Raw genomic sequence first — 15,959 nt, 5'->3', positions numbered from 1 at the left:
AGGGGCTGGCGGTCGGCGGCACGAGGTGTCCGGTATAGACCAAGCTCAACGCCCTTCGTAGGCCCGACGAGTCTTGCGCCGAGCCAGTCCTGCGCTGATCGAAGAGATGTTCGGCGTCGACGGCGCTTTCATCGCCGCCGCTTCGCTTGCCATACTGGGAGCCGGCGTTGCAGCCTGCCGAGGCGGCGATGCTGTAACGGGAGGAAGGCAGAGATGGCGTGGCGGATCGGGATCGATTCCGGAGGCACATTCACCGATGTCTGCCTGTTCGAGGACGCGACGGGCATGGTCGCGGTCTGGAAGGTGCCGTCGACCCCTGACGATCCCTCCCGCGCCATCGCGCGGGGCACGCAGGAGGGTGTCGAGCGCGTCGGCGCCGGCCCTGGTGACATCGTCTATTTCGGCCACGGCACCACGGTCGGCACCAATGCGCTCATTCAGCACCGCGGCGTGAAGACGGGACTGATCACCACCGAAGGCTTCCGCGACCTGATCGAGATCGGCCGGCAGAAGCGGCCGGACCTCTACGACCTCCAGGCCGACAAGGCCCCGCCGCTGGTCACCCGCGACCTGCGCTTCGGCGTCGCCGAGCGTGTCCGCCATGATGGCACGGTCGAGACGCCGCTCGACGAGGACGCTGTCAGGCAGGCAGCGCGGGCGCTGAAGGCGGAGGGCGTCAAGGCGGTCGCCATCGGCTTTCTCTACGGCTTCGTCCGGCCGGAGCATGAGGAAGCGGCCAAGCGCATCGTTACCGAGGAGTTCCCCGAGGCCTTCATCTGCGCCTCGCATGAGGTCGCGCCCGAGTTCCGCGAGTACGAGCGCATCTCGACCGCGGTGGTCAACGCCTATCTCGGCCCGGTGATGCAGGGCTATATCCGCCGTCTCGCCGATCGGCTGAAGGAACTGGGGCTCAAGGCGACGCCGCATCTGACACAGTCCAATGGCGGCGTCATCGGCTTCGACATGGCGGCGCGATTGCCGGTGCGCACGGTGCTCTCCGGCCCCTCGACCGGCGTCGTCGCGGGCCAGGCGATCGGTGCCATGATCGGCATCCCGAACCTGATCACCTTCGATATGGGCGGCACCTCCTCGGACGTCGCCCTGCTCGACGACGGCGAGGCGAAGCTCGCTTCCGAAGCTAATGTCCACGGCTACCCGATCAAGGCGCCGATGCTCGATATCCACACGGTGGGCGCCGGCGGCGGCTCGCTCGCCGCGATCGATTCCGGCGGCCTGCTCAAGGTCGGGCCGCGCTCGGCCGGCGCTGACCCCGGCCCGGTCTGCTATGGGCGCGGCGCGACCGAGCCTGCCGTCACCGACGCCAATGTCGTGCTCCAGACCTTGAATCCGACGCATCTGCTCGGCGGCCGCATGCCGATCGACCAGAGCCTGTCGAAACAGGCGATCGGCCGGCTCGCCGACGAACTCGGCCTCGATGTGATGGCGACGGCGCAGGGCATCATCTCGGTCGTCACCGCCAACATGGCCAAGGCGATCCGCGTCATCAGCGTCCAGCGCGGCCATGATCCGCGCGATTACGCGCTGGTCGCCTTCGGCGGGGCGGGGCCGTTGCATGCGGCGAGGCTCGCCCGCGAGCTCGACATGAAACGCATCGTCGTGCCCCGCAATCCCGGCATCGGCTGCGCGCTCGGCCTGCTGCTCACCGACCTGCGCGCCAATTTCGCCACGACCCGGCTCGCGACGCTCTCCGACGCGCTGGTCCCCGACATGGCGGAGATCTTCGTCGCCCTGCAGGAGCAGGCGGATCACTGGTTCGAAGAGGAGGGCGTCGCCTCGGCAGATCGCCGGCTGAAACGCACCGCCGACCTGCGTTATCACGGCCAGAACTACGAACTCGGCATCGACGTGCCGGACGGGCCGATCACGCCGGCGACCGTGGCCGCGCTGGCGGAAGGCTTCGCCGCCACGCACAAGCGGCTCTACGGCTTCGTCGCCGAGGGCGAGGCGGTCCAGCTCGTGACCTATCGTGTCGAGGCGGTCGGCCTCGTGCCCAAGGCCGCCTTCCGGCCGGAGCCCGATGCCGGGCCGGATGCGTCCCACGCTGTCATCGGCAGCCGCGAGGTCTGGTTCCCCGAGGCCGGCGGCTTCGTCGCCTGCCCGATCTACGACCGCGACAAGCTCAAATCCGGCAATCGCTTCGCCGGCCCGGCCATCGTCGAGCAGATGGATTCAACCACCGTTCTGCTGCCGGGCATGACTGCGACGGTCGAGCCCTATCTCAACCTGATCCTGGAGATGCCGTGATGACCGCGACCGCATCCGTCAGCGTTGACCCGATCACCGTCGAGGTCATCGGCTCCTCCTTCGCCTCGATCGCCGAGGAGATGGGCGAGGCGCTGGTCAAGGCGAGCTATTCGACCAACATCAAGGAGCGCCGCGACTGCTCGACCGCGCTCTTCGACGTCGAGGGGCAGACGCTCTGCCAGGCCGAGCATATCCCGATGCATCTCGGCTCCTTCATCGGCATCATCCCGCATATCCTGAAGCGCCACTCCGTCGCGGAGATGAAGCCGGGCGACGTCTTCATCGGCAACGACGCCTATGAGGGCGGCGGCACGCATCTGCCGGACATCGTCCTGGCCGAGCCGGTCTTCCACGAGGGCGTGATGATCGCCTGGGCGGTGAATACCGCGCACCATTCCGATTTCGCCGATCGCGGCCACGCCCATATCTATCAGGAGGGCCTGCGCATCCCGCCGATCCGCCTCTATGACGGCGGTGTGCTGATGAAGGACGTGCAGGAGCTGATCCTGCTCAACTGTCAGGTCCCGCGCGAGCGCCTCTCGGACCTGCGCGCCCAGATGGCGGCGAACCGGCTCGGCGTCGAGCGCCTGCGCGCGCTCTGCGACAAATACGGGCGTGATACGGTGCTCGCCGCCGGAAAGGCGCTGCAGGACTATGCCGAGCGCAAGATGCGCGCCGGCATCGCCTCGATCCCGGACGGGACCTATCGCTTCTCCGATTCCTTCGACAATCCCGAGATCGACGAGCCGCTAACCTTCTCGGTCGCGATCACCGTCGCGGGCGAGGAGATGACGCTCGCCTTCGACTCGCCACCGCAGATGCGCGCCGGCTTCAACATGGTCTACACCGCGCTGCTCTCGACCGTGTACTACGCGGTCAAGACCGTGGCCGATCCGACCATCCCGCCCAATGCCGGGCTCGCCCGGCCGCTGACCGTCACCGCGACGGAGGGCACGGTGTTGAACTGCGTGCATCCCGCCGCCGTCAACGGCCGCATCGCCGCCTGCCAGCGCGTCGTCGACCTGATCCATGGCGCGCTCGCGCAGGCCGTGCCGGATCGGGTCATCGCCGCCTGTTCGGGCGCGGTGGCATCCGCGACCTTCGCCGGCGAGCAGCCCGGCAGCGGCGAGCTCTGGGTCTATCTGGAGACGATCGGCGGCGGTTCCGGCGCCCGCACCAACAAGGACGGGCTCCACGGCGTCCATGTCCATATGACCAACACCTCGAACCTCCCGGTCGAGGCGCTGGAGCTGGAATACCCGCTGACCCTGCTGCGCTACGAACTGGTCGACGGTTCGGGCGGCGACGGCCGCCAGCGCGGCGGCATGGGCCTGCGCCGTGTCTACCGAGCGGAGGCGCCATGCCGCCTGAGCGTCGACAACTCGCGGCTGACCTCGCGACCCTGGGGCCTCGCCGGCGGCGGCGAAGGGCAGGGCGGATCGTTTTCCTTCAGCGAGGGCGTCGTGCCCTTCTTCAAGGGCGACGGTGCGCTGGAGAAGGGCCAGATCGTCGAGATCATCACGCCCGGAGCGGGGGGCTACGGCCCGGCATCCGAGCGCAGCGCCGAGGCGCGGGCACGCGACAAGGCCGAGCAGCGGGGGTGAGATGGGTTGGCGAGGGCTGCGGCCCTCGCTCTGCGCCGCTTAGGCGGCAAGCCACAACAACGAGCGCGGCGACAGCCTGAGCGTCGCCCCGCTGCCGACCTCGAACAAGCCGCTGCCGGACTGGAACGGCACGTCGACCGCCACTTCCGTCGTGCCGATCCGGACGCCATAGCGCACGCTCGCGCCGAGGAACTCGCGATTGGCGACGGTGCAGGGCAGGGCCAGCATCCCGTCTCCGGCCGGGCCTGCATCACCGAGGCTGGCATGCTGCGGCCGGAAGACCAGCTTTGCCCCCTCCGGCACGTGTGCTTCGGCCGGAACCGGAACCCGCGTCCCGCCCTCGATCTCGAAGACTCGGGTCCCGCCGCTACCGGAAAGCCTGCCGCCAAGGATATTCGCCGTTCCGAGGAAGCCGGCGACGAAGAGGTTCGCCGGCCGCTCGTAGAGATCCATCGGCGTGCCGACCTGCTGCACGATGCCATCGTTCATCACGGCGATGCGGTCGCAGATCGTGTTCGCCTCCTCCTGGTCGTGGGTGACGAAGATCGTGGTCAGCCCCAGCCGCTGCTGCAGGTCGCGCAACTCGCGGCGCACCTGCACGCGCATCTTGGCGTCGAGATTGGAGAGCGGCTCGTCGAGCAGCAGCACCTTGGGCTCGACCGCGACGGTGCGCGCCACCGCGACGCGCTGCTGCTGGCCGCCGGACAACTGCGAGGGCCGCCGCTCGGCGAGATGGGCGAGCCCAACGAGCCCTAGCGCCGCCTCGACGCGCCGCTCGACCTCGGCGCGCTTCACGCCGCGTTCCTCCAGTCCGAAGGCGACGTTGCGGCGTACCGTCATATGCGGCCAGAGCGCATAGGACTGGAAGACCATGCCGACATCGCGCTTCCACGGCGGCAGGTCGGTGATCGGCTTGCCGCCGATCCGGACCTCGCCGGTATCGGCATGGTTGAAGCCGGCGATCAGGCGCAGCAGCGTGGTCTTGCCGCAGCCGGACGGGCCGAGGAAGGCAAAGAACTCGCCCGGTTCGATCGCGAGATTGACGTCCTTCAGCACATGATTGGTGCCGTAGGACAGGTTGACGCCCTCGATATCGACGGAGACGGCGGGCGTGGTCAGGGAGACGGTCGCGTTCATGATCAGTGGCCCATTCCCTTGGCCTTCTGGCTGCGTTCGATGATGAGATGAGAGAGGAAGGTGCAGGCCGCGACGAGGATCACCGCGACGACGCCGAGCGCCGCACCGGGACCGCGCCCCGCCGCCGACTGCATGAAGACATAGAGCCCGTAGGCCAGCGGCGCGTCGGAGTTGGACTGGACCAGCATCAATGTTGCCGAGAGCTCGACGGCGGCCGTCGAGAACGAGGTGACGAAGCCGGCAAGGATGCCGCCCGCCATCAGCGGCACGACGATGCGCCGGACCGTGCGCGCCTTGGTGGCCCCCAGGTTCTCGGCCGCTTCCTCCAGTGAAACCGAGATCTGCTGGAGTGCCGCGTAGCAGGCACGCAGGGCATAGGGCAGGCGCCGGATCGCCAGCGCCATCACGATGGTGATCCAGAGCGCCGCGAGCGGCGTCCCGTCCGGCAGCGTGATGCCGTAGAAGGTCCTGAGATAGCCGATGCCGAGCACCACGCCCGGGATGGCGAGCGCGGCCGACGCCATCCAGTCGAGCCATTCGCGGCCGATCAGCTTGGTGCGCAGCACCAGATAGGCGATGGCCACGCCGAGCACGACATCGATGCCGCCAGCGATGCTGGCATAGATCAGCGTGTTCTTGATGTAGACCGAGCTCTCGCCGAAGACGCGGGCGTAGTGCGCCGTGGTGAAGGCATCGGGCAGCGGCGAGAACGACCAGATCGTGGCGAAGGAGAGCAGCAGAAGGCCCAGATGCGGCGCCAGCACCAGCGCCAGGATCAGAATGACGATACCGTAGCCGAACACGGCCTCCATCGGCGTCATCACCCGCTTGGCGAGGCCGCCGCCGCCGCGCTGCGTCGTGGCGTAGTCGCGTCCCTTCAAGGCCCGCGCCGAGAGCCACATCGCCAGCACGGAGGCGATGATCAGCACGACCGAGATGACGTAGCCCATCGGGTCGGCGATGCCGATCGAGGTCACCCTGAGATAGGCCTGCGGCGCTAGCATGTCCTTGACGTTGAGCAGGAGCGGCGTGGCGAGGTCGTCGAAGACCTTGACGAAGACGAGCGAGGCGCCGGCGAGATAGCCCGGCATCGCCAGCGGGAAAACGATCCGCCGGAACAGCCGGAACCCCGACGAGCCCAGATTCTGCGCGGCCTCTTCCATGGCGCGGTCGACATTGCGCAGCGCCGCCGAGAGATTGATCAGGATGAACGGGAAATAATGGACCGACTGGACGAAGATGACGCCGTTCAGCCCCTCCATGAAGTCGATCTTGAAGCCGAACCAGTCGTCGAGCAGCAGGTTGACCGAGCCGTTGCGGCCGAAGAAGAGCTGCATCGCCACCGCGCCGACGAAGGGCGGCATGATCAATGGCAGGAAGCCGAGCGTCTGCACGATGGCCGCGCCGCGGAAGACGAAGCGCGTCGTCAGATAGGCGAGCGGCAGGGCGAAGACCGAGGCCCAGACCACTGACATCGCAGAGACATAGAACGAGTTCCACAACGAGCGCATGAACAGCTCGGTGCGGACGAAATCGTAGAAATTCACCAGCGTGAAGGTCGATGTGCCCTTCTCGGTGAAGGCGACATAGATCACCGTCGCCACCGGCAGCACCAGGAACATCAGCAGGAAGGCGGCGATCGCCAGCGCCAGCGCGATCTGGCCGGGCGTGCCGGCGATGCGACGGGGGCGGGGAACCGAGGTCGGAATGGCTGTCATGAGGTGCGGCCGGGCTGTCATCCCGTGCGCGCCGCGGCATGCAAATGCCGCTGCGCAGACACGGGACCGTTGTCAGGAAAAGGCGCCTACTGGTCGCGCGGTCCCGTGTCTGCGCCGCAGCGTTTCACGCTGCAGCGCGCACGGGAAGACCCGCGGGACGACGATGACGCGCGCGCTTACTTCGCCGCCTTGAGCGCCTCTTCCGCCTTGCCCTTGGCCTTGGCGTAGTTGTCGCGGGCGAAGCTCGCCCACTGCGCCTCAACCTCGGCCTGGCGGGCGCCCTTCTCCTTGCCGCCGGTGAAGGCGCCGCGCAGCTCGGGGCTCGCGGCCTGCGCCTCGCTCACCGGCATGGCGGCGATCAGGACGCGGGCCTCATCGGCCAGCGCTTTCGCCTTGTCGTTCGGCTTTTTGGCCAGCGCCGCATCGACCTCGTGCAGCACCTTGTTGACACCCTTCAGCCCGTCGAGCTGGAAGGAGATCATCTGGTCGAACAGCGTGTCGACCACTGCCGTGCGCTGCTCCGACTTGTCGACGTCGAAGCCGATCATCTTCTGGAAGCGCGGATCGGTGAAGGGGTTCGGATAGTCGGCGCCGGCCTTGGTATAGACAGCCGGGTTGACCGGCAGGCGGCGGATGCCGGGCTCGAGCAGCACTTCCTGGCCGGTCGGCGAGAGCAGGAACTCGATGAAGGCTTCAGCCGCAGCCTTGTTCGGCGGGTTGGCGATGATGCCGACATTGGCCGGGACCACGGTCGTCACGCTCGGATAGACGAACTTGACCGGGAAACCGGAGGCCTGGGCCGAGAAGGCGAAGAAGTCGATGACGATGCCGACGCCGACCTGGCCGGAATTGACCTGCTCCGGCACGCCGAAGGAGCGCTCGTTGATCGAGCGGAAATTGCCGGCCATCTCCTTGATGGTGCGCCAGCCCTTGTCCCAGCCCTCGCCCTGCAGGATCGTCTCGATCGTCAGGTGCGTGGTGCCCGAGCGCGACGGCGCCGCGATCGAGACATGGTCGTAGAAGACCGGCTTGGCGAGATCCTGCCAGTCCTTGGGCTCGGGCAGCTTGTTGGCCTTGGCATAACGGTCGTTCCACATGATGCCGTAGCCGGAGGCCGCGAAGCCGAAATAGAAGCCGGCGGGATCGTTGATCGGATAGGAGCCGATCTTCTCGGGGATGCCGGTCGCCTTGGGCTTGTAGGCGGTGAGCAGCTTCTTGCCCTTCAGCACCTCGAAGGCGTCGGGCGCCGAGGCCCAGAACAGGTCGACCTGGTTGTTGGCCTTGGTCTCTTCGACGTATTTCACGCCGGCATTCGTGTTGCGGTTCTGCACTTCGAGCGTGACGCCCGGAACAGCCTTCTCGAACGCCTTCTTGATGGGGTCGGTGACATCCTTGGAGAAGGAGGTCACCACCGTGACCTTGCCGGCTGGCGCCTGCGCCAGCGCGATGGCCGTAAACGAGGCGCTGAGCGACAGGCCGAGGGTGGCCGCGAGCGCGAGCCTGCGATTGAGCATGATTTCCTCCGAAGCGTTTTTTCTGTTCGACGTCGAGGTCGATGGCTTCTTCTCAGCAACGGTGATGCCAAGTGTCGGCGGCTTTGATTTCCTTGCGGAATTCGGAAGGAAGGGTCCTCAGATACCCAATTTCGGGGGCATGGCGGTAACCGACCAACATCCTCGATGGGTCATTGCGGTAACATCGCCGCTCAGTCCGCGAGCGCCGCCGCGCCGCTCAGGCCATAGCGGCGCATCTTGAGGTAGAGCGTCTTGCGGGTGATGCCGAGCGCCGACGCGGTGACGCCGATGCGCCCGTTATGGCGCTTCAAGGCGGCGCCGATCGCCTCCGCCTCGGCGACGGCGACCAGCTCCTCAAGCGTGCGCTCCGCACCATCGGAGGCTGAGGCGCCGACATCCGCATCCTCGAAATCCTCGTCCATGCCGAGCAGGCTGCGCTCGGCGGCGTTGCGCAATTCGCGCACGTTCCCCGGCCAGTCCTGCCGCGTCAGCCGCTGCAAGAGGTCGCGTCCGAGCGGCGGGGCCGACCGGCCGACGCGCGCGGCGGCGAGCGCGAGGAAGTGCTGGAACAGCAGCGGGATGTCCTCGCGCCGATCGCGCAAAGGCGGCAGGCGCAGCGTCACGACATTCAGCCGGTAGACCAGATCCTCGCGGAAGCCGCCGGCCTTGGCGAGCGCGGCGAGGTCGCTCTTGGTCGCGGCGACGATGCGGATATCGACGGCGATCTCCTTGTTGGAGCCGAGACGCTCGATCCGGCGCTCCTGCAGTGCGCGCAGCAGGCGCACCTGCGCGGCTATCGGCATCGACTCGATCTCGTCGAGGAAGAGCGTGCCGCCGCTGGCATGCTCGATCTTGCCGATCCGCCGCTCGCGCGCGCCGGTGAAGGCGCCGGCCTCGTGCCCGAACAATTCGCTCTCGATCATCGTCTCGGGGATCGCTCCGCAATTCACCGCGACGAAGCGCCCGGTGCGGCGATTGCCGAGATCGTGGAGCGCGCGGGCCGCGACCTCCTTGCCGGTCCCGGTCTCGCCGAAGAGCAGCACGTCGGTATCGGCATCGGCGAGCAGGGCGAGCCGGCTGCGCAGCTTTGCCATTGTCGGCGAATGGCCCACGAGTCGGGTCGACCATGGGTCTTCGCGATTCGCGCCCGCCCTGAGCGAGCGGTTCTCGATGATCAGCCGGCGGTATTCGCTGGCCCGCCGGATCGTCTCGATCAGGCGAACAGGGTCGGCCGGCTTTTCGACGAAATCCCAGGCCCCTTCGCGGATCGCCTTCACCGCCATGGGAACATCGGCATGGCCGGTGATCAGCACGACCGGGATCTCCGCATCGACGGCGGTCACGGCCGAGAGCAGCCCGAAGCCGTCGCGGCCGGGCATGCGGACATCGCTGACCAGCACGACGGAGGCGTCGCGGCCAAGCTCGGCGAGCGCGGCATCGCCCGAGCGCTTCGCGGTGACCGCGAAGCCTTCGAGCTCCAGCGTCAGCCGCCAGGCTTCGAGCACCTCGGCATCGTCATCGACGAGGACGATTGTCGGAGCGCTCATGCGTCGATTTCCAGCGGGGCCATGACGTGGGCTGTCGTCCCTTCGAGCGTGATCAGGAAGCGGGTGCCTTCGGGGCCGGTCTCGGCCACCGCGAGCGTGCCGCCGAGGTCCTTGATGATGTTGTAGGACAGCGAGAGGCCGAGGCCGAGCCCGGAGCCGACCGGCTTGGTCGTGAAGAATGGGTCGAAGATGCGCTCCAGATGCGCCCGGTCGATGCCGGGCCCGCTATCCTCGACCCAGATCTCGACGCTTTGGCCCCTTCGGCGTGCCCCGATCGCGATCGTCGCGCCGTCGATGCCGGCGACGGCGTCGAGCGCATTCGCGACGAGATTGACCAGCACCTGCTCCAGCCGGATTTCCTCGGCATGGACATGGAGGCGTCCCGCCGGGAGGTCCCGCTGGAGCGTCACGCGCTCAGCCTCGAAGCGCGGCCCGAACAGCGACAGCGCGGTTTCGACGACATCGCCGACGGCGACGGGCGCCAGTACTACGCCGGGCTTGCGGGCGAACCGGCGCAGATGCGCGATCAGGTCGGCCGCGCGCGTGGTCAGCGCCTGGATGCGGCCGATCGCCTTTCGGGCCTCCTCGGGCCGGCCCCGCTCCAGCAGCAGCGCGCCGTTATGGGCGTGGGAGCGGATCGCGGCGAGCGGCTGGTTGAGCTCATGGCTCAGGCCCGCAGCCATTTGTCCCAGCGCCGCGAGCTTGGCCGCCTGGATCAGGTCGTCGCGGGTCTGCTGGAAGACGGCGAGTGCGCGGGTGAGGTCGCCGAGCTCGTCATTGCCCGCCTTCGGCAGCAGCGCCGAGGACTGGCCGCTGGCGATGCTGGTCGCGGCCTCGGTCAGGACCCGCAGGCGCGCCACCAGATGGCGCCGGACATAGAACCAGCCGATCAGCAGCGCGCCCAATAGCGAGGCTGCCGCGATGGCGAGCAGCAGGTTGCGGCCGAGCCGGATCGCCTCGGCCGAGCGGTCGGCGGCCTCCTTCGCCACGGCCTCGGTTCGCTGCACCTCCTGCGAGACCAGCGTGCCGAGTTCGGTGACGAGGCGGCGGCTCTCCGAGATCAGGCGCTGCGCATCGGCGAGAGCAGCAAGCTCGGAGCGCTTGAGGCCGGGCAGGCCGGCCGTGGTGTCCGCAAGTCCGATCAGGCGCTGCGTGATCTGCCGGACCGTGATCGTGTCGGGCCAGCCGGCGAGCGCCTTGGCCTCGACCTCGAGCTGGTCGACCGCCTCGCCGATGACATGGCCGGTCTGCTCCATGTCCTCGCGGGTCTGGACGGTCCCGAGCCGCCCGAACAGGCCGACGATCAGATTGGCCTGGGCGTTCAGCGTCATCAGCGCTTCGCTCTTGCGGGTCTCCTCGCGGATCGTGTTCGGTTTGGCCGAGGATGACGCCTCGTTGCCGCTCTGGCCGAGTGCCGTATCGATATTGAAGCGGGCATCGTCGGTCAGCGGCTCGATCTCGTCGATGAGGTCGGCCTGGAGCCAGCGCAATTCCTCGCTGACGCCGCGGATGCGCTCCGCCAGCGTGAAGCGGCGCCCCGAGACGTTGTCGATGGCGCCGAGATTACGACGGATTTCGGCTGCCACGGCGGTCAGCGCGGGTGCGTCGAAGCCGCTGCCCGCTCGCTCGGACAAAACTTTGTCGAGCTCGTTCAAGCGCTCGCCGACCACGCGCCTTCCGCGATCATAACCGTCGCGCCGTTCGGCATTGGCGAGTTCCGGCATGCCGGCGATGACGCGGGCGCTGGCCTCTGCAAGTCGCGCGGCCGAGGCGAGGCCGGGCAGATGCTCGCGGGCGATCGCCGCCAACTCCTTGCTCAATCGCTCGTAGGAGATGACGCCAACGATGCCGGCGCCGACCGCAAAGAGGCCGACGCCGAGGAAGGCCGCGATCAGGCGCCCGCCGATGCCGAAGCGGCGCCTGGATAAGGCAGGCGTCATGGCCTGCTCCCGGTCAGGCTCTCGTCGCGCCAGCCCAGCGCGGTCAGCCGCTCGGCCGCCTGCTGCAGGCTGTCGCCGGCCTCGGTTGCGTGAGTCACGATCGCGTTCCGGAGTGCGGCCTCGATCCGCGCCTGCTCCTCGGGCACGGGCAGGCCGCGCGGCACGCGGACGATATTCTGGAAACGCCCGGGCTCTCCGAGTTCGGCAGCGGAGACCGGCGGCTGCGTCAGGGCGGCTCGCGCCCGGGTCAGGAGCTTGGCGGCCTGCTCGTCGGGGCGGGTAAGCAGGGCCGCTTCCATCGCCTGCAGGCTGCGCCAGAGCCTGGCATGCTCGGTGCGGCGGAAGGTGATCCACTCGTCGAAGATCAGGTTGACCAGCTCGTAGCGCCCGGCGGAAAGCCCAGCGTCGAAGCCAGTGCGGTTGAAGATGCCTTCGGTCTCCGAAAGATGTGGAGGTGTCTCGTCCGGCCCATAGGCCGAGGGCGAGACGGCAAGGCGCCCGATCCGCGGCTCGCGCAGCATCTTCTGCCCTTCGAGCGAGAGCACGAAATCGATGAAGAGCTCTGCCTCCTTCGGGTTGGGCGAGGTCGCAAGCCTTGCGATGCTCGCAGGCGCGAACAAGGTCTCGCCGGGCAGCACGAAGCGGTTGCCCTCGCCCTCGCCCTCGGTCGTCCTGGCCTCCGTCAGGAAATCGATGGAGATGCCGATGCCGAAGCGGCCGCGGGCGACGCCGGCGGTGACGCCGAAGCTGCGTGCCGTGATCGTCGCGAGATTGCCGCCGATCGCCGACCACAGGGCCCAGCCGCGCTCCCAACCGAGCGATTGCAGCAGCGCCTCGACCATGAGGTGCGTGGTGCCGGAGCGGGCAGGCGAGGTCAGGCCGATATGCCCGGCATAGACCGGGGCGGCGAGATCGGCCCAGTTGCGCGGCACCGGCAGGCCGCGCGCCGCGAGGTAGGCGGGGTTGTAGACCAGCCCGTAGCCCGAGACGGCGAAGCCGAGATAGCGATGATCGGGGTCGTTGACCGGATAGCCGGCGATGGTCTCCGGCGCGCCGGTCGCCCGCGGCTGCAACGGCGCCAGCAGGTTCGCGCGCTTCAGCAGTTCGAAGGCATCGGGCGCGGAAGCCCAGAACAGGTCGGCATCCGGTCGCTTCTGTGTGCGGATATCGATGACGGCCGCCGTGGTCTTGCGCTGCACGACCTCGACCGCGATGTCGGGATGCCGGTTGCGGAAAGCGTTGCGGAAGGGCTCGAAGAACGAGGGCGGGAACGAGGTGATGATCTGGACGCGACGTCCCTCGGCCATGCCGATGGCAGGCCAGCCGAAGGCCAGCACGGCGATGAAGACAAGCCTGATCTCTGCGGCGAAGCGGGCCATGAATCCGTCATATAGCCGGCTTGCAGGTCCGGCTAGGCTGCCACGCGTCAGTCGAATTCCTTCTTGAACTTCTCGCTGACTGTTGCAGCGGTGCGGAAGCGTTCGATCGAGAACGGTTCCAGCGGCGTCGGTGTTTCGCTGTCGACGATCATCTCGCTGAGGCACAGGCCCACGCCGGGACCGATCTGGAAGCCGTGGCCGCAGAAGCCGAAGGCGTGGAACAGGCCGGGCGTCGTCCCGCTCGGGCCGATCACCGGGATCATGTCGGGCAGATAGGCCTCGATGCCGGACCAGACGCGGATGACATGGCATTGCGCCAGCATCGGCGCGACACGCGCGAGCGCCCGCATCGCGGCAAGCGTCTTGGCTGGGGGCACCGGTGCGCGGTTCGCCTGCGGATCGGCCGCCGTGCGCGGATAGCCGGCCAGGATGATGTTGCCGCGCGGGATCTGGCGGAAGATCACCGAGCCGTCGATCGCCTGCACCGAAGGCTCGATCCGATAGGGGAAAGGCTCGGTCACGAATTGCGGTGGGCCGGCTGGAAAGACCGGCGCGGTCTCGCCGAAACGCTCGGCTATCTCCAGCGCCCAGGCCCCGGCGCAGTTGACCAGTGCACCGCAGCTCAGCCTGCTGCCATCGGCCAGCGTCAGCGAAAAACCGTCGCCTTCGCGGTCCACGGCTGTGATGCGCGTGTTCTCAAGAATGGTGGCGCCATGTCGCGCGGCGGCCCGCGCGACTGCCGGTGTGGCGAGTCTTGGATTGGCGGTGGCGTCGCGTGCCGAGAAGGTCGCGGCCATGGCGCGCTCGCCGAGCCAGGGCCAGCGTCGGCGCAGGTCGGCCGGGCCGACCCGCTCGATCGCAAGCCCGTAGGATTCGGAGGCCTGCGCGTAACCTTCGAGCTTCGCGTGCTCCTCTTCGTCATAGGCGAGGTAGAGATGACCGGTCTGCTCGAACTCGCAGCCTTCACCGATCAGCGCGTCGAAATCCTCCCATAGCGCCTGCGAACGCAACGAAAGCGGGTATTGCCCGGGAAAGCGGCCCTGCAGGCGCAGGTTGCCGAAATTGACGCCGCTCGACTGGGCGCCGACGACGCCCTTTTCGATCAGCGTTGCGCGCTGTCCACGCTTGGCGAGGAAGAAGGCGGTCCAGGCGCCGATCAGCCCGCCGCCGATAATCGCGACATCTGTCGTTCGCGCGCTCATGCCGGTTCTTCCGCGGCGGCGAGCGCGATCGGCTTCACCGGCGCCTGCCCGCGCAGGCGCCCGGCGGATTCGCCGCCTTGTCCTGTCCCGGCCGCGACGATCTCCTGCAGAGCCGGTCCGCAGACGCGGCCCTGGCAGCGCCCCATGCCGCAGCGGGTCATCGCCTTGACGCGGTTGACCTCGACCGGGCCAAGGCTTTGCGTCATGGCGACGCGGACCTCGCCGATGGTGACGTTCTCGCAGCGGCAGAGCGTGACCGGGTCGGGCAGGGCGGCGATCTGCTGCTTCGGCCAGGCGAAAGCCTGCGCCAGCCCGCGTTGAAAGCCACGCAGCCGCGCGACCCGTCGTGCCAGCGGCCTGATCGCCGCAATATCCTGCAGCCGGCCGAGATCGGAGAGGATGGCATGGGCAGCGAGCGCCCCGCTGGCTTCGGCAGCATCGGCGCCGCCGATCCGCACGCCATCGCCGGCGAGGTAAAGCCCCGGCAGCGCCCGGCCGAAGCCGTCGATCTTCGGCAGGAACAGCCGGAAATCCGGGTCGTAGGCGAAGTCCGCTCCGGCGAGATCGGCGAGCTGCGTCTCGGGCTTGAGGCCATAGCCGAGTGCAACCGCATCGCAGGCGAAACGCCGCTCGCGTCCACTGCCTTCGCGCAGGACGAGAGCCTCGACACGGCCGTCTCCCTCGACGGCGACCGGCGTCACGTCGTTCAGCATCGGGATGCCCGCGCGCAAAGCTGCCGCCATATACCAGAGGCCGCGCAGCAGCGTGCGCGGCGCGCAAAGCAGGGCCGGCATCGCCGCGAGCTTGGCCGAGAATGGCGTCGTATCGGCGATCACCGCGATCTCGGCGCCCATCGCGCGATACTGCTTCGCGGCCAGCGCCAGCAAGGGCGAGGAGCCGAGGAAGGCGACGCGGCTGCCGATCAGGCAGCCCTGGTCCTTGAGCGCGACCTGTGCCCCGCCCAGTGTGAACACGCCGGGCAAGGTCCAGCCGGGCAAGGGGGCGATCCGGTCCATCGCGCCACTGGCGATCAGCAGCTTGTCGCAATCGAGCGTCTCGGCCCGGCCATCGCGCAGCAGATGCAGACGCTTGCCGTCGATCGCCCAGACCAGCGTCTGGGGCCGGTAATCGATCTGGGGACGGAGCGCCACGAAGCGTGCGTGCAGCGCGGCGTATCGGCCGGCTTCCGAGCCCATCAGCTTGTTCATGTCGAGCGCGAGATCATCGGCCGGCCGACGATAGCCCTGTCCGCCGGCGCGTGCGCCTTCGTCGATCAGGATCGGCCTCAGCCCGTTTGCGACGAGGATTTCGGCCGCGCTGATCCCGGCCGGTCCGGCTCCGATGATGACGATCTCAGCCATGGGCGCCGGCCATCGCTTGCGGTTCGGCGAAAAGCTCCATGCCTTCGCTGACGGGCGTGGTGCAGGCCCTGATCCGGCCGCCCGTGGCGCTCCAGACCCAGCAATCCTGGCAGGCGCCCATAAGGCAGAAGCCGGCGCGCGGCTCGCCGCCGAATTCGAGATGGCGGATGAGGGCGCCGTTCTCCAGAAGCGCGGCGAGCACACTGTCACCGGCGGTCGCGCGGATCGGCAAGCCGTCGAAGCTGAGGGTCACCGCCGCTCCGCTCCGAAATGCCACGCGGCGGAACTGGGC

The 15,959-nt window shown here is 68.3% G+C and carries 11 protein-coding genes; 2 read left to right on the top strand and 9 right to left on the bottom strand.

Annotated elements, in window-relative coordinates; translation table 11 throughout:
- Positions 1–213 precede the first annotated feature (213 nt).
- Together ASE61_RS15305 and ASE61_RS15300 are read left to right on the top strand one after the other, a co-directional pair.
- Positions 214–2,265: a hydantoinase/oxoprolinase family protein gene (locus ASE61_RS15305; protein WP_061968226.1), complete on the top strand. Its 2,052-nt coding sequence runs from the start codon at positions 214–216 to the stop codon at positions 2,263–2,265.
- Entirely contained in the window at positions 2,265–3,869 is a 1,605-nt protein-coding gene (locus tag ASE61_RS15300; RefSeq protein WP_061968224.1) for a hydantoinase B/oxoprolinase family protein, read from the top strand. The genes ASE61_RS15305 and ASE61_RS15300 overlap by 1 nt, the downstream gene beginning before the upstream one ends.
- A 39-nt stretch (positions 3,870–3,908) precedes the next feature.
- Here ASE61_RS15300 and ASE61_RS15295 read toward each other — a convergent pair whose 3' ends face one another.
- From ASE61_RS15295 to ASE61_RS15255, 9 genes are all read right to left on the bottom strand, one after another.
- A complete protein-coding gene (locus ASE61_RS15295; RefSeq protein ID WP_061968222.1) occupies positions 3,909–5,006 on the bottom strand; it encodes an ABC transporter ATP-binding protein in 1,098 nt (365 codons plus the stop codon).
- 2 nt (positions 5,007–5,008) lie between these two features.
- The gene (locus tag ASE61_RS15290) at positions 5,009–6,724 is read right to left on the bottom strand and encodes an ABC transporter permease (protein WP_061968221.1); all 1,716 of its coding nucleotides are present in this window, start codon (positions 6,722–6,724) and stop codon (positions 5,009–5,011) included.
- A gap of 176 nt (positions 6,725–6,900) precedes the next feature.
- Positions 6,901–8,238, bottom strand: coding sequence for an ABC transporter substrate-binding protein (locus ASE61_RS15285; RefSeq protein ID WP_061968219.1), 1,338 nt, complete (start codon positions 8,236–8,238; stop codon positions 6,901–6,903).
- A 191-nt stretch (positions 8,239–8,429) separates the two neighbouring features.
- A complete protein-coding gene (locus ASE61_RS15280; protein ID WP_061968217.1) occupies positions 8,430–9,785 on the bottom strand; it encodes a sigma-54-dependent transcriptional regulator in 1,356 nt (451 codons plus the stop codon).
- On the bottom strand, positions 9,782–11,725 hold the full coding sequence (locus ASE61_RS15275) for an ATP-binding protein (protein ID WP_061968216.1): 1,944 nt from the start codon (positions 11,723–11,725) through the stop codon (positions 9,782–9,784). The genes ASE61_RS15280 and ASE61_RS15275 overlap by 4 nt, the downstream gene beginning before the upstream one ends.
- Positions 11,722–13,104: an ABC transporter substrate-binding protein gene (locus ASE61_RS15270; RefSeq protein WP_061968214.1), complete on the bottom strand. Its 1,383-nt coding sequence runs from the start codon at positions 13,102–13,104 to the stop codon at positions 11,722–11,724. Before ASE61_RS15270 ends, ASE61_RS15275 begins: the two co-directional genes overlap by 4 nt.
- A 47-nt stretch (positions 13,105–13,151) precedes the next feature.
- Entirely contained in the window at positions 13,152–14,306 is a 1,155-nt protein-coding gene (locus ASE61_RS15265) for an NAD(P)/FAD-dependent oxidoreductase (RefSeq protein ID WP_061968212.1), read from the bottom strand.
- Positions 14,303–15,667, bottom strand: coding sequence for an NAD(P)/FAD-dependent oxidoreductase (locus ASE61_RS15260; RefSeq protein WP_061968211.1), 1,365 nt, complete (start codon positions 15,665–15,667; stop codon positions 14,303–14,305). Before ASE61_RS15260 ends, ASE61_RS15265 begins: the two co-directional genes overlap by 4 nt.
- A complete protein-coding gene (locus ASE61_RS15255; protein WP_320409877.1) occupies positions 15,660–15,920 on the bottom strand; it encodes a (2Fe-2S)-binding protein in 261 nt (86 codons plus the stop codon). Before ASE61_RS15255 ends, ASE61_RS15260 begins: the two co-directional genes overlap by 8 nt.
- Between the last annotated feature and the right edge of the window lie 39 nt (positions 15,921–15,959).

The sequence above is a fragment of the Allobosea sp. Root670 genome (assembly GCF_001429415.1).
GTDB lineage: Bacteria > Pseudomonadota > Alphaproteobacteria > Rhizobiales > Beijerinckiaceae > Allobosea > Allobosea robiniae.
This window is presented reverse-complemented; position numbering and strand designations above follow the sequence as displayed.